Consider the following 16,307-nt stretch of genomic DNA (forward strand, 5'->3'; position numbering starts at 1 on the left):
TAGGAAGTGGTACTATATACTTTTCCTTATGTGTTAATTATTTAATAAACTTTTTTATTTTTAAAATATGACTTGGTTAAGAGTTAATAATTCTTTCTATATGATTAGTTGGCAATAATTACTATTATTTCTTTGCATGTAGCAACAACGACTGGAAAAAAATATTTTTCTAGTCGTGCCAACAAGTAATAAAATATTTTCAATTACAATTTTTCAAGGTCATTGATCATTCTTTCTACCACTTGTAATCCTTTATTCCAAAAATTTGGATCAGCAAGATTAATATTGAAGGGTAAAAGAAGTTCTGAGTAATGCTTTGAATTTCCTGCACGTAGGATATTAAGATATTTTTCCTGAAAATCACTGATAGTATTGCTTTTGTATATCTCATATAGTGAATTGACGAGACAATTACCAAAAGCATATGAATATACGTAAAAAGGGCAATCAATAAAATGAGGAACCATCATCCAGAAACTACCATATTCCAAATCACTTAAATCAACAGCAGGACCAAGAGATTCTTTTTGAGTTTCAAGCCAAATTTCATTGATTCTATAATCAGGAATATTCCCGGTAGATCGGCGTTCTATATGCAATTTAAGCTCAAAATCGTAGAAGGAAATTTGTCGTACGATAGTATTCAGTGCATCTTCAATCCTATTTGCTAGAAGTATTTTGCGCTCTTCTTTATTAGAAGTTGCTTGGATCAAAGAATCAAAAGTCAAAGTTTCACCAAAAATAGAAGCAGTCTCTGCTAATGTGAGAGAAGCATTAGCTGTTAGTATTCCTTGTGCTTTTGATGCAAGAACTTGATGAATGCCATGTCCTAGCTCATGAGATAGTGTTTTAACGTCTTGTGGTTTCCCTGCATAGTTCAAGAATATATAAGGATGAACTGAGGGTACAGAGCTATGTGCAAAAGCTCCTGATCCTTTCCCATCATATCGAGGAGCATCAATCCAATTGTGAGTAAAAAACTTTTCTGCAATTGTAGACATTTGAGGAGAAAATTTAAAATAAGATTTAAGAACGATATCTTGTGCTTCCTCAAAAGGAATGATAGTTTTGGATGTTCCTGGTAGGGGAGCGAGGCGATCCCAAAAATACATATTATCTAATTTTAACCATTTTTTCTTCAACTCATAATATCTGTGTGATATATTTGGATAGTAATTCTTCACAGATTGCGTGAGAGCCTCTATCACGCATGGTTCTACATCATTGGACAAGTGACGACTGTCAGCAACATTTTCATATTTTCTCCAATGATCTTGAATTTCTTCATCTTTTGCTAGAGTATTGGTAATAAAAGAAAAAATATAGCTGCTTTTCTTAAATGTGTGAGATAGCGCTTTAGCAGTTGATTTACGAACTTCTCTATCAGAATCAAGTAGTAATTGATATGCATTTGTCAAAGAAATTTTTTTGTCATTTACTTTAAATCGTAGAGATTCTAGAGTTTCAGAGAAAAAACGTTTGAGTGCGTCTCTACCTGTTTGAGATGTGTCGGAAAAGAGGCATTCCATCTCGTTTGACAATAGATGTTTCTTAATTTTTCTTATATTGTTTATCCAAGAAGAGTATTTAGGTGTTAAAGAATCTTGAGCATATGATTTTTCTAAAATCGTATCATCTAGATCATTTATCTCTAGTGTGAAAAAGATGAGTGTTTTTTCAAAATCAGTCAGCTTTGCCATGATATCTGTATAAAATTTTCGGATGATTTGATCCGACAAATTGCAGTGGTATAATAACACTGCATAGGATGCAATACGCCCGATGAGTTCAGCAATTCTTTCATATTCAGTAATAGCCGCGCCTAATCCATGACAATCTTTCTGACTGGCGGCGTGTGTTAAATTACCTTTCCAGCGTGATCTAAAAGCTAAGCTTTCATGTTCAATGCGTTCGAGATCATCCTTAATTTCTTGGCTATCATGAGATGGATATAGATCATTTAAATTCCAACGAGGAAGATTTCCTAGATTTTCTTGAGAATGAGTTGTTGTTTCTATATCACCAAAAATTCTAGGGAATAACGCACTGGCGCGATATTTAACATCAAAATATTTCGTCATTATTTTTTAGGCCCACCGGTTAAAAGAATAGAAAAGATTATACTGGAATACAGAATAGAAAGCAATTTGATTATTTGTGAAATAATTTTCCTAAAATTAAAACAATAAATCCAACATTTTTTTTAACTATAATCAGTACTCTGATAGGTATTGGGTTTTTTATTCTATAATGAAGGAAAAGTGAAAAAAATGCCTAAAGTAAAGAGCATGAATTATCGCAAAGGGGTTTTAATTATAGATGAGGATGACGAACAAAGCAATTTTATAAAAAGTTATTTAAAATCATATGGATATGATGTTTTTATTGTAAATAATTCGGATGCATTGGTTTCGTATAAGATACGAGTAGATGTAATTTTTTTAAGTCTTATGAAATTTGAGAGAGATAAAAGAAACATTTTAAAAAACATTGTAGAAAATATACCACTTGTTCCGATTGTTGTACAAACGAGACAAGATGATATGAAAAGTATTCGTTATTTTCTACATGATAGAATCGTTAAATTTTTTTTCAATATCGTTTCAAAAGACTATATTTGCGATTCTATTATATCTGTTTTAGAAAAAAATTTAGTATCTGCTATGCAAGCCGTTGAAGATTGTACGTTGAATTCTTTAGTTGCCGTGAGTCCTGCCATGACTCACGTATTAGATTTAGCGTGGAAGGCGGTAGATTGTGCGACTCCATTGATGATAGAAGGGGAATTTGGTGTCGGGAAAAAAAAAATAGCTAATTCTATTCATGCATCTGGAAGGCGTTCATTGTCTCCTTTCGTGATTGTGAATTGTAGATTTTTTGATCAAGATAAAATTGAGCATATTTTATTTGGTAATGTGGATTTAAAAACTAAAAATAGTACGCAGTATCTTGGAAAATTTATTGAAGCAAATGGAGGTACTATCGTTTTAGAAGAACCAGATGCATTACCTTTGAGGGTACAAAGCAGGATTTACCATTTTATAAAAACAGGGAAATTGAGATTATATGATTCTGAAGCTTCTCGAAAAATAGACGTTCGGCTTATTTTTCTGACAGAGAAAAATTTACTTCAAGAAAAAAATGTATTCCGTAAAGATCTATATTATAAAATTAGTGTTTTTCTTATAAAAATTCCTTCATTGCGTGATCGTCCAATGGATATTCCATGGTTGGCACACTTTTTTTTGAAATCTTTTTGTGTGGCGAATAGTCTAAATAATATTAATATATCGGATGAAGCTCTTGCTTTATTAACCGATTATCATTGGTCTGATAATGCGCAAGAGCTTAAAAATACTATACTACGATCTGTAATTGGTCTGAAAAAATCTTATATTACAGCAGATGATTTTATGTTTTTACTACCGGGGAAAAAAGCACAAATCAGTTCAAAAAAATTAGATACTTGTTATACGATAAGTGAAAATAGCGATCTTCTGTCTGACAAAAGTATTGCTGCTCTTGACCAAGATGGAGAAGTACGTCGTTTATCTGATATTGAAAAAGAAGTGATTGGATTAGCAATAAAATTATATCGAGAACAGATGAGCGAAGTTGCTAGAAGGCTTGGTATAGGGCGTTCTACTCTTTATCGCAAAATTAGAGAGTATAATATCGAGGTATAGTAAGGCATTCAATTTAAACGTTTTATATCGATTTACTCTGCATCTTATTTATGGATTCGGATATAATGGGAAAAGAAATAATCCTTAAATTTTGAATGCCTAAGCGTATTCCATTGGCTAATTTGAGGATATTTTAGTGATTATTTTTTCTAACTATCTTCTACCATTATATGGTATTTCCTTCTACTTCTCCAATAAATAGTGAATCATTGCACTTCATTGCGGATGTAGATCTAAATGCTGGAGGATAATAAATTACTCTCAATAGTAGAGTAAAAAACAATCAATTTTTAAAAGGAAGATTAAAAGAATACGTTCGACGCTAAAGATGGGTTTTAGAAAAAGTACAAGATTATCATGGAAAAATGATATGATTTTCAATTTTCCTAAAGCGTGCATAGAAGCGGTAGAACAAGATATTCTTAGACATATACCAACTTTGGACAAAAGATTGTTCCGATATCCTAGGAGAAAAATTAACTGTAGCTAAAGGAATATCTCCACGTTAACAGTAGCACGAAACTTAGAATCTGAGGGAATTTAAATATGGGAAATAATGGAAAAACACCTGGCTTAATTTCATATATTTAATACTTTAAACTCGTTTCAATGGTTCAAAGATAAATCCATAAATGCTGTCGATACTAGGGGGATGATGAGTTTTGTTAAGATAAAATAGGTATCATAAAACTTTAAAAAAACACTTCAATAAAATAAAATCAATAAAAGGTAGTGTTGAAGTTTGCTTTGTAGGGTGGAAAATAATTGCCATTCTTTGCAGTTGAGGCGGTAAATATGAACGACTCGATGATTTTATATGCTATTATTTGCTATCCTTTATTGTATAATTTAGGTGGGGAGATAATTGAAAGGAGCCGACGACATTATGCGCGATTAAAGGTGAATTAAAGAAAAACTAGATAAGTAGGTGTAAAATTATTTTTCTTTGATATACCTTATGTTAATTTTAAGTAGCATTAGGCGATGATCATATATAAAACCGTAAGGAGAGAAGAGGTCATATCAGAAGATGGGATAATAAAATTCAGCAATGATTGAAAATAATCGTTTTTTCATATCGGGTTATTAACAATTATTGATGCAATACCTATTAAAATTATTTTTTTAATTTGGGATTATACTATAAAAATATAGTGATCTATTATTCTAGACAATTCTCAGTATAATTAAGGATGATATGTATATAAAATATAATATTATCGCAATTAAATAGTTTTTTGGCATTGTTTTTTCAATAGAAATAGATGTGAATTTAGGTGGTTGTTTTTTTACATTTATTACTTTTCGAAGTAATAAATCTTATTTGGTATAAATAAACCAATTTGATATTGGGATACTAATTAATAATTAATCGTCTAAAAACATTCAAGTATCGTATTATCTATTTTTAAAGAAGGGGGATTATTTTTTCAATAATGAGGAATTTTTTTTGTGTTAGATAAGATATTATCTCCTGCCGATAGAGAGATTCTGTTGCGTATTGCAAAAGAGAATATTCATAAGCATGCATGGTGGTATTCTGTGTCCATTATTGCAATGATAATTGTTTCTGCAATGACGTCATCTAGTGCATGGATTATGCGTGATGTGATGAATGCAATGGTTGTATCAAAGGATATGTTTCATATTATTACTGTTTCTAGTACAGTAGCAATAATATTCATTGTTAAAGGTATAGCATCTTTTGTGCAAAATTACTATTTGAGTTGTGCGGGTAACTCCATTATTGCAGAACAGCAGAAGAAAATTTATCATCGCCTTCTTCAGTATGGTATGGACTTTTACGATAGTAGTCAATCTTCGGATTTGCAGGTACGGTTCATCCACGCTACGCAGTCAGTAAGAAGTGTTATTGATATACTCATTACTTCTTTTCTTCGAGATTTTTTATCACTCATCGGTTTGATAGTAGTAATGTTTCTACAAGAACCGACTTTATCATTTTGTACAATTATTATAGGGCCTCTTTGTATTTTAGGTATTCGTATTCTAGTTAAAAAGGTACGTTGTATTATGGAACAAGGTTTGGTCGCGACTGGTCATATTATTCAAAATTTGCAAGAGACTGTTATAGGTATCCGGATTGTCAAATCTTTTGCAATGGAAGAAGTTATGAATCAGCGCATGTGTGATATGATAAAAGCAGTTGAAGATCGTTTGAATAAGGTTGCTAAGATAGAATCTGCGACAAGTCCAATCATGGAAACTATTTCAGGGTTATCTATAGCAGGAATTATTCTTTTTTCTGCTTTTTTAGTCTCTAAAAAAGGCACTAGCAATGCTGGTGAAATCATGTCCTTTATTACGGCTTTGCTTATGGCATATGAACCAGCAAAGCGTATAGCACGTACTCGCATTACTTTAGAAGGAGGAATGGTTGGGGTACGTTGCATGTTTTCTATTCTTGATCATCCTATTACAATACAGGAAAGCCCTAATGCAGTAGATTTGCCTGCCGGGAAAGGACAGGTTGTATTTCGGGATGTCTGTTTTTCATATCATCCAGGACATCCTGTCCTCTCGGGAATAAATCTGTGTTTCGAAAATGAAAAAATGACAGCTTTAGTTGGCCATTCGGGAAGTGGAAAATCGACGATCGTTAACTTATTAATGCGTATGTATGATCCGTCATCTGGATCAATTGAGATTGATGGGATTAATGTTCGTGACATTAGTTTTTCTTCTTTACGGGAACGCATCTCATATGTTGGGCAGGATATTTTTTTGTTTTCTAATACGGTGCGGTATAATATTCTTGTAGGACGTCTTATGGCTACAGAAGAAGAAATGATCGAAGTGGCTAAATCTGCTAATGCACATGAGTTTATTATGAATTTGCCTCAGGGATATGATACGCATGTAGGAGAAAATGGTAGCAATCTTTCTGGAGGACAGAAGCAGCGTATAGCAATTGCGCGTGCTATGTTACGCGATAGTCAAATTCTTGTATTAGATGAAGCTACTAGTGCCTTAGATACGCATACTGAAAGTCTTATTCGTCAAGCTCTTTCTCGTTTAATGAAAGGACGTACTACAATTGTGATTGCTCATAGGATATCAACAATTACCGAGGCAGATCAGATTATTTTTATAGAAAACGGAAAAGTATCTGAAATGGGAGACCAAAAATACTTATTGCAGCAAAAAGATGGTAGTTTATATAAGAAAATGTATGATTCTCAGATTCTTGGCAATCCATCATAATGGACGTGCAAAAAATGACTACATGCATGATCTAATGGAGTAATGATATCCTATTCTACTTTTCATGCATTTTTAAATGATACGATGTTTTCAATATTGATATATGCTATAGAAGTTTTTTCTTCTATAGCAAATAATTTATGTCAAATGTTTTCTTATTATGTGGTGTGAGCAAGCATATCTAACCGAGGTGGATAGGCTAGGGCGTGATGTCCTTCGTATAAGAGGCTTAAGTTTGGATTATAACAAGGATCTCGTTTGATAATTTTTCCCCAACGTTTTTGCAGATACGCAGACGCTTTGTAAAAGGCCATAATTTTTTCTCTAGTTTCATAATCATATTTTCTTGTACTAGATTCGTCATGATATAAGTCTGCATGAGGCGTCCAAACATTCCTATATTTTTTTTCAAGTACTCTCAAGCAAAGATCAGTATCACTGAATGCAACAGGAGTGTTTTCGTCGTCAAATCCACCGACATGCATAAAGCATTTTTTGCTCATAACCATACAAGCACCTGTAACAGCAGTGATTGAATGTGTAAAGATCATTGCAAAATATTGATAATTAATAGTACGTGGTCTTGCTCTATGATGTTTGTTTTTATGTCCTGCAATGCCGCCTATTCCCATAACAACACCACCATGTTGTATGCGTCTTTTACGGGTTTTCTGGAATCTTTTTTCACGATACCACAGACGTGCACCAACAATACCAACTTTTGGTTGGCTGGCTATTGACACCATTTCATATAACCACTCTCCATTAATAACTTCTGTATCATTATTGAGAAAGCAATAATATTGTCCTTTAGCATGTAGTGATGCACGATTATTTATCCGTGAATAATTAAAGGGATATGTATCGTCAGGTACAACACGCAAGTTTGAATGTTTTTTTGAAATATTTGTTAGATAAGATAAGGTTTTTGGATCATCAGATAAATTATCAACGACAATGACTTCAAAATTAGGATAGGTGGTTTTTTGATAGATGCTTTCCAGACATATCTTTAAGAGATGATGGTTATTATAAATAGGGATGATAATACTGACCAAAGGATAATCCGCACCAGTCATTATGTAGTGAGTGCGATATTGTGAACCATCAAAAATTGCCTTAACTGATATTCCAGAACGCTTAAAATGTTCATTTAAAGCACGTTCACCTGCACTTCCAGCATAATTTTTATTACTTATATTTTTAGATGTACTTCCATCATGAATACGCCAGTGATAAAGAACCCGAGGTATGTGTATTATTTGTGAAATGTTAATTTTCTCTAAGAATCTAAGGACTAGATCATAATCTTGTGCTCCTTCGAATCCTTCTCTGAATCCTCCTATTTTTTCAAAGGTTTTTTTTCTATAAACTCCTAAATGGGTTATCATATTCTGCACATAAAAAAGATCAATATTAAAATCATATTTGAAATATGGTGCACATCGCAGTTCATTTTCATTAATTTTATCTTCGTCGGAGTAAATGATTTCAGCATTTGGATTACGATTAATGGTGTCTGCTACATGGTATAGTGCTGTGGGATGCAATAAATCATCATCATCTAGAAGAGCAAGCCACTCACCTGTTGCTAATTCAGAGGCGCTATTAGAAGCAGCGGAGATATGTCCATTTTTAGATCGAAAAACAACTTTAATGCGTGGATCCATATTGGCATATTTTTTGAGTAGGGGTACTGTTTCCGTATCATCGGAACAATCCTCTGCAATGCATAATTCCCAATTGGTATAAATTTGGCTTCGAACAGATTCTATCGCCGCTTCTAACCATTCCTTTTTTGTATTATATACTGGCATAATCACGGATATAAGTGGTTTTTCTTTCCACTGTGACATCTCTAGAATCATTCTTTTTGTTAGTTGAGTAGATGCATCATGAAATACTGCAGACCATTCTCTATATTCTTTTTCAAAATTTTCGAATTTTCGAATACGACGTCTATATCGCCAAGACAATTTAAATCTTATTTTTCGAAAGATTGGCCTAGCAATATTTTTAAAGGATTTTAACATGGTTATTTTGTCCGTTATTTTATGTAAAAGTTTCTTTTTTTTTAAGTGCATTTTGAATTTTAAGTGCATTTTGAAGCTGTGTTTTCTATATACATGAAATTAATAAAACAACGATGAAAAATTAAATTAAAAATACAAACTAACAAAACATATATTTTAAAATGAATAAAAATATGTACATTTTAGAGATTTTATGTTTGATACTCATTCTACAATTATTAACTGTTTTTGTATATCTGTAAAATGATTTTATGAATTTTTTGACAATTAAATGAATGAGTTTTAATATGGATAGTAATCCCGTACGCGTTATAAAGACGAGAAAATTTGAGGATTCAAGAGGATGGTTTTCTGAGACTCATAATGATAAGTTTTTAAAAAAAAATGGTTTTCAAGATTTTTTTGTTCAAGACAATCATTCTTGCTCATTTCATTCTGGCACAATAAGGGGATTACATTTTCAGTATCCTCCATATGCTCAAGCAAAGCTTGTGAGATGTGTTTTTGGTCGTATTTTTGATGTTGTCGTAGACATAAGGAAAAATTCTCCTACTTATGGTCATTGGGTTTCTTTAGAACTCTCTGCCAGTAATGGTTTTCAGCTTTATGTACCAGTTGGATTTGCACATGGATTTATCACTTTAGAAATGAATACAGAAGTAATTTATAAAGTCACAAATTTTTATTCTGTAGAGCATGATTCTGGGATTGTTTGGAACGATAGAAGTATAAATATAACATGGCCTTTATTAGAACAAATATCGCCATATCTGTCGGAGAAGGATAAGAACCTCCCGTGTTTAAATCAATTAGATAGTCCGTTTGAGTACGATGGTTTTCCTCTTCGTTCATTGGAATTAGATAGGAACTTGTTATGCGTTTAATTGTTACGGGAGGAGCAGGTTTTATAGGCTCAGCATTGTGTCGATATTTAGTAAATGATCTAAAAATACACGTTTTAATAATAGATAAGTTGACTTATGCCGGAAATTTCAATTCTCTCAAAGAGATTTCTCATAGTAATTTGTTTTCATTTTTACAAGGAGATATTTGCGATCGAGAGTGTATTCGCTCTGCTCTAAAGGATTTTCAGCCCGATGCTATTATGAATCTTGCTGCTGAAAGTCATGTGGATCGTTCTATTTTAGGTGCAGATGCATTTATTACTACTAATATTATGGGCACTTTTGTTTTATTGGAAGAAACAAGATTATGGTGGTCGTGCTTATCGGGAAACAAAAAAGATAATTTTCGTTTTTTACACGTTTCAACAGATGAAGTATATGGATCTTTAGACAAAGGCTTGTTTTCTGAAGATATGCCGTATAATCCATCTTCTCCTTATTCTGCCACAAAGGCTTCTTCAGATTATTTAGTTTTGGCATGGGGAAACACATATGGAATCCCAGTTCTTTTATCTAATTGCTCTAATAATTATGGACCGTATCATTTCCCTGAAAAATTAATACCTTTGGCGATTACGAGGATGATAGAGGGGTCTCATGTATTTCTTTATGGTGATGGGAAAAATGTACGTGACTGGCTTTATGTTGAAGATCACGTTCGTGCATTATACTTAGTTCTTAAGAAAGGTAGGATAGGAGAAAGATATAATATTGGTGGCAATAATGAAAGAAAAAACATTGATATTGTTCTTCAAATTGGACGGTTATTAGATTTATTAAGTCCAAAATCTTATTCTCATACTGAATTAATTAGTTTTATAGAAGATCGTCCGGGACATGATCGTCGTTATGCTATTGATTCTTCTAAGATTAAATCTGAAATAGGATGGTCTGCTCAAGAAGATATGGAAAGCGGATTAAGTAAAACTATGCATTGGTATTTGAATAATAATTGGTGGTGGTATCCTTTATATAAAGAATTAAACCTTGGTAATAATTATTCCAAATGGAAAGATTTAAATGAAGTGTCTTGTAATAGGAAATAACGGACAAGTCGCACAATCACTATCTAATATATCTATGCAAGATGTTGAGGTTGTTAGAGTAGGGCGTCCTGACATTGATCTTTTAAATCCAAAAGATTTTGCGGAATTTTTTTTGAGCTTCTCTCCAGATATTATTATCAATCCTGCTGCGTATACAGCTGTAGATAAGGCTGAAGATGAGCCAGAGGATGCTTTTTCTATTAATGCCACAGGTGCAGGTGCCGTTGCAAGGGCGGCTAATTCCATTGGAGTTCCTTGTATTTATATATCTACAGACTATGTTTTTGATGGTTCATCCCATGCTCCTATTAATGAATCCTCTCGGACTAATCCTCGTAATATATATGGAAAAAGTAAATTAGCTGGAGAAAAAGAAGTGGCATCTTCTACTAGTAATTACGTTATTTTACGTACAGCATGGGTTTATTCTATGTTTGGTACAAATTTTTTACTTTCTATGTTGCAATTATCAAAAGAACATCATGAAATAAATGTTGTAAGTGATCAATTTGGAGCGCCAACCTCAGCATCGCAAATTGCTAAAGCAGTTATTCAAGTCGCTCGCAATTTAATAGAAAACTCTGATCCATCATTACGGGGTATATTTCATATGATAGCTGATGGAGGTCCTATTAGTTGGGCAGATTTTGCTGAACAAATTTTTCTATTATCGGTAGAACATGGGGGTTCTTATTCTAAAGTTTGTCGTATTCCCACAAAAGAATATCCTAGAAAAGCACATCGTCCAGCATATTCTTGTCTTGATTGTAGTAAACTAGAAAAAATCCATAAGGTACGGATTCCCTCTTGGAGAGAAGGGCTTCGTGATGTTTTTTTTGAACATTTAAACAGATAATAGGTATATGCATTTTTTATTGGAGGTAAGATGAAGGGTATTGTCCTTGCTGGTGGTTCTGGTACACGTCTTAAACCATTGACGGATTTGATTTCTAAGCAGATGTTGCCGATTTATAATAAGCCGATGATTTACTATCCTGTGAGTACTCTCATGGATGCGGGAATTCGTGATATATTAATTATTGCTACGCCAAGAGATCTTCCTGTTATGAAGGAATTTCTTGGATCAGGAGAAAAATGGGGGGTACAGTTTTCATATATAGCCCAGCCTTTTCCAGGTGGTTTGGCGCAATCTTATATTTTGGGCGCAGAATTTGTTGGGAATTCTCCTTCTGTTCTTATTTTAGGTGATAACGTTTTTTACGGTTATGATATCTCAACTGTTTTTCAGAAAGCGATTGCTCGACCACAGAATGCCACTATAGTTGCTTATCATGTTAAGGATCCAAGACGTTATGGTGTTGTTGAAGTGGATTATTTGAATCGAGCTATTTCTATAGAGGAAAAACCTCAAAATCCCAAATCATCTCTTGCCGTTACAGGAATTTATTTTTACGATCAAGAGGTCGTTAATATAGCTCGTAATCTTCAACCTTCTGCTCGTGGAGAATTAGAAATTACGGATGTTAATGCTTATTATCTTAGCAAAGGTTTGCTTTCAGTGGAAATTTTGCGTGAAGGTAGCTGGTGGTTTGATGCAGGTACAGCAGATTCTTTATTGGATGTTTCTGTCTTTGTTCAAAGTATTGAAAACCGTCTAGGATTATCTGTTGCTTGTCCTGAAGAAATAGCGTATCGCCGTAACTTTATCAGTGAACAACAATTTTTTCATCTGATTGATGAATTTGGTAATTCTCCTTACGGGTTATACCTTAAAGAAGTCGTTGAGAAAAAATGTACTGTCGTTGTGTAATAAACGGTGAATTTTACTTACATTTTTGAGTAATATGTATGATGATACCTTTTCCCACTGTATATCGTCTGATTCTGAATCGTGAATTCCGAAATTATTCGTTATGTATTGTTCAGATGACTTCTTCAAAGAAGAAAAAAATAGTTGTCTGTTTGCCGGTTAGTAAATACAACGAAGGTTATTTTTTATTCACTTCTCGTTTTGAATCTTGGAATTTTTCTAGCGATCATTTTACTATTGTGAAGGTGGATTATTTTAGAGGTTTTTTTTTCTGGGTTTGGTCTTTTTTGCATAGGCGTGCAAGAAGATTGTGTTACAATGAAAACTACGTTATAGCGTATGGTTCAAAAAAAGGAAGGAAACTTTTTTATAAATCTAATCGTTATATGATGAGACGAGGACTCCATTTTGATGGACAAAAAATTCATAATTTCCCAAATTTACTGTATGGGTGGCAATCTCCTATCACGGAAAAGGTTGTACAGGTTGCGATCAAAGCAAAAATAGCTATTGTAGTTCACATTTATTATTTTGACCTTTGGGCGGAGATAGCAAATCTACTTTCGAATTTAAATTTTTCTTTTGATTTACATGTCACGCTTGTTGACGAAAGTGCATCTATAAAACTGGAAATTTTAAAAATTTTTCCTGATGCTCAAATTCATATGATGGAAAATTGTGGACGTGATGTTCTTCCTTTTCTCATATTGCTGGAAACAGAAAAATTGAGTTGTTATGACTATATATGTAAAATTCATGGAAAGAGATCCTATAGACAAGGGCATGTTTGGTGGGAGGGGGATTTATGGAGAAGATGGCTTTTTTATGATCTTCTTGGAGCACCTGGTATTGCTCTTAAAATTATTCGCACTTTTGATACAAATAGTGAAATAGGGATGATTGGTTCTCGAGCATATCGTTATCCTAATAGATATTGTAATGATAAGTCCTCTTTAGGAACAAATCATAAGATGATTTGTTCTATTGCGGGTAGAATGGGCGTTGAATTTCAAGATCAAAATCTTGATTTTTTTGCTGGAACAATGTTTTGGGTTCGAACTAAAGCTTTAGATCCTATAAAAAAAATAAAGCTTTCACGGGATTTTAAAAGAAAATCTCATAAATCTTTAGATGGAGAGATTGAGCATGCTATTGAAAGGTGTTTTCCCTTATCCGTTAAAAAATCAAATTTTCACATTGCTGATTTTGATTGCGTTTTAGAAGAAAAAAATGAAAAAGAGCTGTAAATACCCATTTCAAAAGTTTAATATTTAGGGTAAAGTATTCTTTGATTGTATACTCCTCGTAAATGCACTTTTGGACAAGATTTAAGACTATGGATATTTGTAGAAGCAATGAAATGTATTCTTAATAGGTAATATGAGCAATAGAATGAATTTTGTGAATACTTTTATTTAAATTTATGTCTTTATTTCATACTAGTCATTCCAAGTACACGATTTATTAGGAATTTTCAATCATTAAGGTAGTGGGTTGTTTTTATTCCCATTTAAAGAGTTTTTAGCTTTTTTTTTACGTAGTACATAGTACGCTATAAAGTCCTAGGCGAAGGAAAAAAAAGTTAATGTTCTTACATATTGATCAGAAGATATTTTATGTAGGGTGACTACGAGATTGATTTTTTAATTATACATATTATTTGTTTTTCTCGTGTTTACAAAATATTTTATGATGTCTTTAATCTAAGAAGATGATTTATTTCATCTTATGGGGATTTTTTATGTCGCACGAGACACCTTTTATGACTACCATTATATGGGGTTTTGTATTGGCTTTTATTTTTGGAGCCATTGCAAACCGATGTCGTTTGCCGACATTAGTCGGGTATCTTGTGGCGGGTATTCTTGTAGGCCCTCGTACTCCGGGATTTGTTGCTAGTCAATCTTTAGTTCCTTCGCTTGCAGAGATAGGAATAATCCTATTAATGTTCGGAGTTGGTTTGCATTTTTCTGTAAAAGATCTCATTTCTGTACGTGGTGTTGCTCTTCCTGGAGCTCTTATTCAAATACTTTTAGGCACAGTGCTTGGCGCCTTAATGGGAATGGTTATGGGTTGGTCTCTAGGGGGTAGTCTTGTATTTGGCCTCGCTCTTTCCATTGCATCCACGGTTGTTCTTTTAAAAGCTCTTCAAGAGAATCGTATTCTTGAAACAGAGCGTGGGAAGATTGCTGTTGGATGGTTGATCGTTGAAGATTTAATAATAGTCCTTGCGCTTGTTTTCATTCCCGCTGCTGCAAATAATTATTCAACAGGTTCTTCTGCTGTATCACATCCATGGAATTTTTTTGCCAGTCAATTGGTAGGTTTTGAATTGGGAATGGTGGGGCTTATTATTGTTACCTTGTTAAAAGTTATTGCTTTTATTGGGGTAATGTTGGTTTTTGGTCGGCGAGTTATTCCTTGGATATTGCATAAAATATTTTATACAGGATCCCGAGAACTATTTCGTCTTGGCGTATTAGCTATAGCACTTGGATTTGCATATGGATCCTCAAAACTTTTTGGAGTTTCACTGTCTTTGGGTGCTTTTTTTGCAGGAATGATTTTAGCAGAAAGTGAGCTTAGTCAAAGTGCGGCACAAGAAAGTCTTCCTTTACGTGATGCGTTTTCAGTGCTTTTCTTCATTTCAGTTGGGATGATGTTTAATCCTGACATTTTGATCAGCAATCCTATTCTTTTAATTATGGCGGTAATCATTGTTATTTTAGGAAAAGCTTTAATAGCATTTATGGTAGTGATTGCTTTTGGAAGGTCTATCGCAACGGCTTTGACAATTGCAGCTAGTTTATCACAAATTGGAGAGTTTTCTTTTATTTTAGCTAATCTTGGAGTAGAACTAGGGATCTTGCCAGATCAGGCTAGAGATCTTATTCTAGCATCATCCATTATATCTATTATATTAAATCCACTTGTATTCGTTTTAGCTGAATCTTTGCAGTCTTTTCTTGTTTTCCGTTTGGCTAAAAGAACGGATAATAATGGTATAGAAACGTTTTCTCATACTCATACGGAACAAGATGCAAAAGAAATTCTTGTGGAATCAGTGTTAGAACAGCAAGAAGTTGCAATACAGAATACAGATCTGTGTGATCATGCTATTTTAGTTGGGTATGGACGTATTGGTAAAATAATAGTGCAAAATTTGAAAGCAGCAGGTATTTCACTTCTTGTTATAGAGGATTCGGAGAAGAGAATTGAAGAATTGCGGTCATTAGAGATTGATGTGATATACGGCAATGCTACCCTTGAAAAAGTTCTTTCAATGGCTAATATTGAGAAAGCTCGATCTCTTGTTATATCTATTCCTACTGCATTTGAAGCAGCATATATTGCACAAGAAGCACGTAAATCAAATCCCTCTATATTGATTATAGCTCTTGCTGGTTCAGATTCTGAAGTAGAACATTTAACTCGACATGGGGCAGATACTGTTGTTATGAGTGCACGAGAAATTGCTTTGGGCATGTTAGGTAGATTAAATCAAGTTCACCATGAAAATGTTGTATACGAACAGTGTAATGACGATGAAGTTAATTCAAAAGACAACCCTGCAATAGTAGGCGTTGATTTATAGATGTTTTTTCTCGTTAAGCATATTTTTTGTCTTTGAAAATTACGTG

10 protein-coding genes are annotated in these 16,307 nt (G+C 33.4%); 8 read left to right on the top strand and 2 right to left on the bottom strand.

The window, feature by feature from the left end; genetic code table 11:
• Window positions 1-203: 203 nt before the first annotated feature.
• Window positions 204-2,081: a M3 family oligoendopeptidase gene (locus G293_RS04200; RefSeq protein ID WP_047264433.1), complete on the bottom strand. Its 1,878-nt coding sequence runs from the start codon at window positions 2,079-2,081 to the stop codon at window positions 204-206.
• A gap of 189 nt (window positions 2,082-2,270) precedes the next feature.
• Between G293_RS04200 and G293_RS04205 the strand changes: the two genes are divergently transcribed.
• Together G293_RS04205 and G293_RS04210 are read left to right on the top strand one after the other, a co-directional pair.
• The gene (locus G293_RS04205; RefSeq protein WP_047264434.1) at window positions 2,271-3,686 is read left to right on the top strand and encodes a sigma-54-dependent transcriptional regulator; all 1,416 of its coding nucleotides are present in this window, start codon (window positions 2,271-2,273) and stop codon (window positions 3,684-3,686) included.
• A 1,452-nt stretch (window positions 3,687-5,138) separates the two neighbouring features.
• Window positions 5,139-6,911 (top strand): ABC transporter ATP-binding protein, encoded by a 1,773-nt coding sequence (locus G293_RS04210; protein ID WP_047264435.1) that lies wholly within the window; start codon window positions 5,139-5,141, stop codon window positions 6,909-6,911.
• Between the two features lie 158 nt (window positions 6,912-7,069).
• On the opposite strand, the gene G293_RS04215 is transcribed toward G293_RS04210, so the two are convergent.
• Window positions 7,070-8,944 (bottom strand): glycosyltransferase family 2 protein, encoded by a 1,875-nt coding sequence (locus tag G293_RS04215; RefSeq protein ID WP_047264436.1) that lies wholly within the window; start codon window positions 8,942-8,944, stop codon window positions 7,070-7,072.
• Between the two features lie 287 nt (window positions 8,945-9,231).
• On the opposite strand from G293_RS04215, the gene rfbC reads away from it, so the two are divergent.
• From rfbC to G293_RS04245, 6 genes are all read left to right on the top strand, one after another.
• Window positions 9,232-9,828 (top strand): dTDP-4-dehydrorhamnose 3,5-epimerase, encoded by a 597-nt coding sequence (rfbC, locus tag G293_RS04220; RefSeq protein ID WP_047264437.1) that lies wholly within the window; start codon window positions 9,232-9,234, stop codon window positions 9,826-9,828.
• Complete coding sequence (gene rfbB / locus G293_RS04225; RefSeq protein ID WP_047264438.1) at window positions 9,819-10,895, top strand: dTDP-glucose 4,6-dehydratase; 1,077 nt, start codon at window positions 9,819-9,821, stop codon at window positions 10,893-10,895. The genes rfbC and rfbB overlap by 10 nt, the downstream gene beginning before the upstream one ends.
• Window positions 10,870-11,751 (top strand): dTDP-4-dehydrorhamnose reductase, encoded by an 882-nt coding sequence (gene rfbD, locus G293_RS04230; protein WP_047264439.1) that lies wholly within the window; start codon window positions 10,870-10,872, stop codon window positions 11,749-11,751. The genes rfbB and rfbD overlap by 26 nt, the downstream gene beginning before the upstream one ends.
• Before the next feature lie 30 nt (window positions 11,752-11,781).
• Complete coding sequence (gene rfbA, locus G293_RS04235) at window positions 11,782-12,666, top strand: glucose-1-phosphate thymidylyltransferase RfbA (RefSeq protein ID WP_047264440.1); 885 nt, start codon at window positions 11,782-11,784, stop codon at window positions 12,664-12,666.
• A 41-nt stretch (window positions 12,667-12,707) separates the two neighbouring features.
• Window positions 12,708-13,913, top strand: a complete 1,206-nt coding sequence (locus tag G293_RS04240; protein ID WP_047264725.1) for a rhamnan synthesis F family protein — start codon at window positions 12,708-12,710, stop codon at window positions 13,911-13,913.
• 494 nt (window positions 13,914-14,407) lie between these two features.
• Window positions 14,408-16,261, top strand: coding sequence for a cation:proton antiporter domain-containing protein (locus G293_RS04245; protein ID WP_047264441.1), 1,854 nt, complete (start codon window positions 14,408-14,410; stop codon window positions 16,259-16,261).
• Window positions 16,262-16,307 lie beyond the last annotated feature (46 nt).

It is taken from the genome of Candidatus Liberibacter africanus PTSAPSY (genome assembly GCF_001021085.1).
Taxonomy (GTDB): Bacteria; Pseudomonadota; Alphaproteobacteria; order Rhizobiales; family Rhizobiaceae; genus Liberibacter; species Liberibacter africanus.

What these genes read in the sequence shown, in the direction of transcription:
- rfbD (WP_047264439.1), top strand. Translation starts at nt 10,870, where the DNA reads ATGAAGTGTCTTGTAATAGGAAATAACGGACAAGTCGCACAATCACTA.
- G293_RS04245 (WP_047264441.1), top strand. Translation starts at nt 14,408, where the DNA reads ATGTCGCACGAGACACCTTTTATGACTACCATTATATGGGGTTTTGTA.
- rfbC (WP_047264437.1), top strand. Translation starts at nt 9,232, where the DNA reads ATGGATAGTAATCCCGTACGCGTTATAAAGACGAGAAAATTTGAGGAT.
- G293_RS04205 (WP_047264434.1), top strand. Translation starts at nt 2,271, where the DNA reads ATGCCTAAAGTAAAGAGCATGAATTATCGCAAAGGGGTTTTAATTATA.
- rfbA (WP_047264440.1), top strand. Translation starts at nt 11,782, where the DNA reads ATGAAGGGTATTGTCCTTGCTGGTGGTTCTGGTACACGTCTTAAACCA.
- G293_RS04200 (WP_047264433.1), bottom strand. Translation starts at nt 2,081, where the DNA reads ATGACGAAATATTTTGATGTTAAATATCGCGCCAGTGCGTTATTCCCT.
- G293_RS04240 (WP_047264725.1), top strand. Translation starts at nt 12,708, where the DNA reads ATGATACCTTTTCCCACTGTATATCGTCTGATTCTGAATCGTGAATTC.
- G293_RS04215 (WP_047264436.1), bottom strand. Translation starts at nt 8,944, where the DNA reads ATGTTAAAATCCTTTAAAAATATTGCTAGGCCAATCTTTCGAAAAATA.
- rfbB (WP_047264438.1), top strand. Translation starts at nt 9,819, where the DNA reads ATGCGTTTAATTGTTACGGGAGGAGCAGGTTTTATAGGCTCAGCATTG.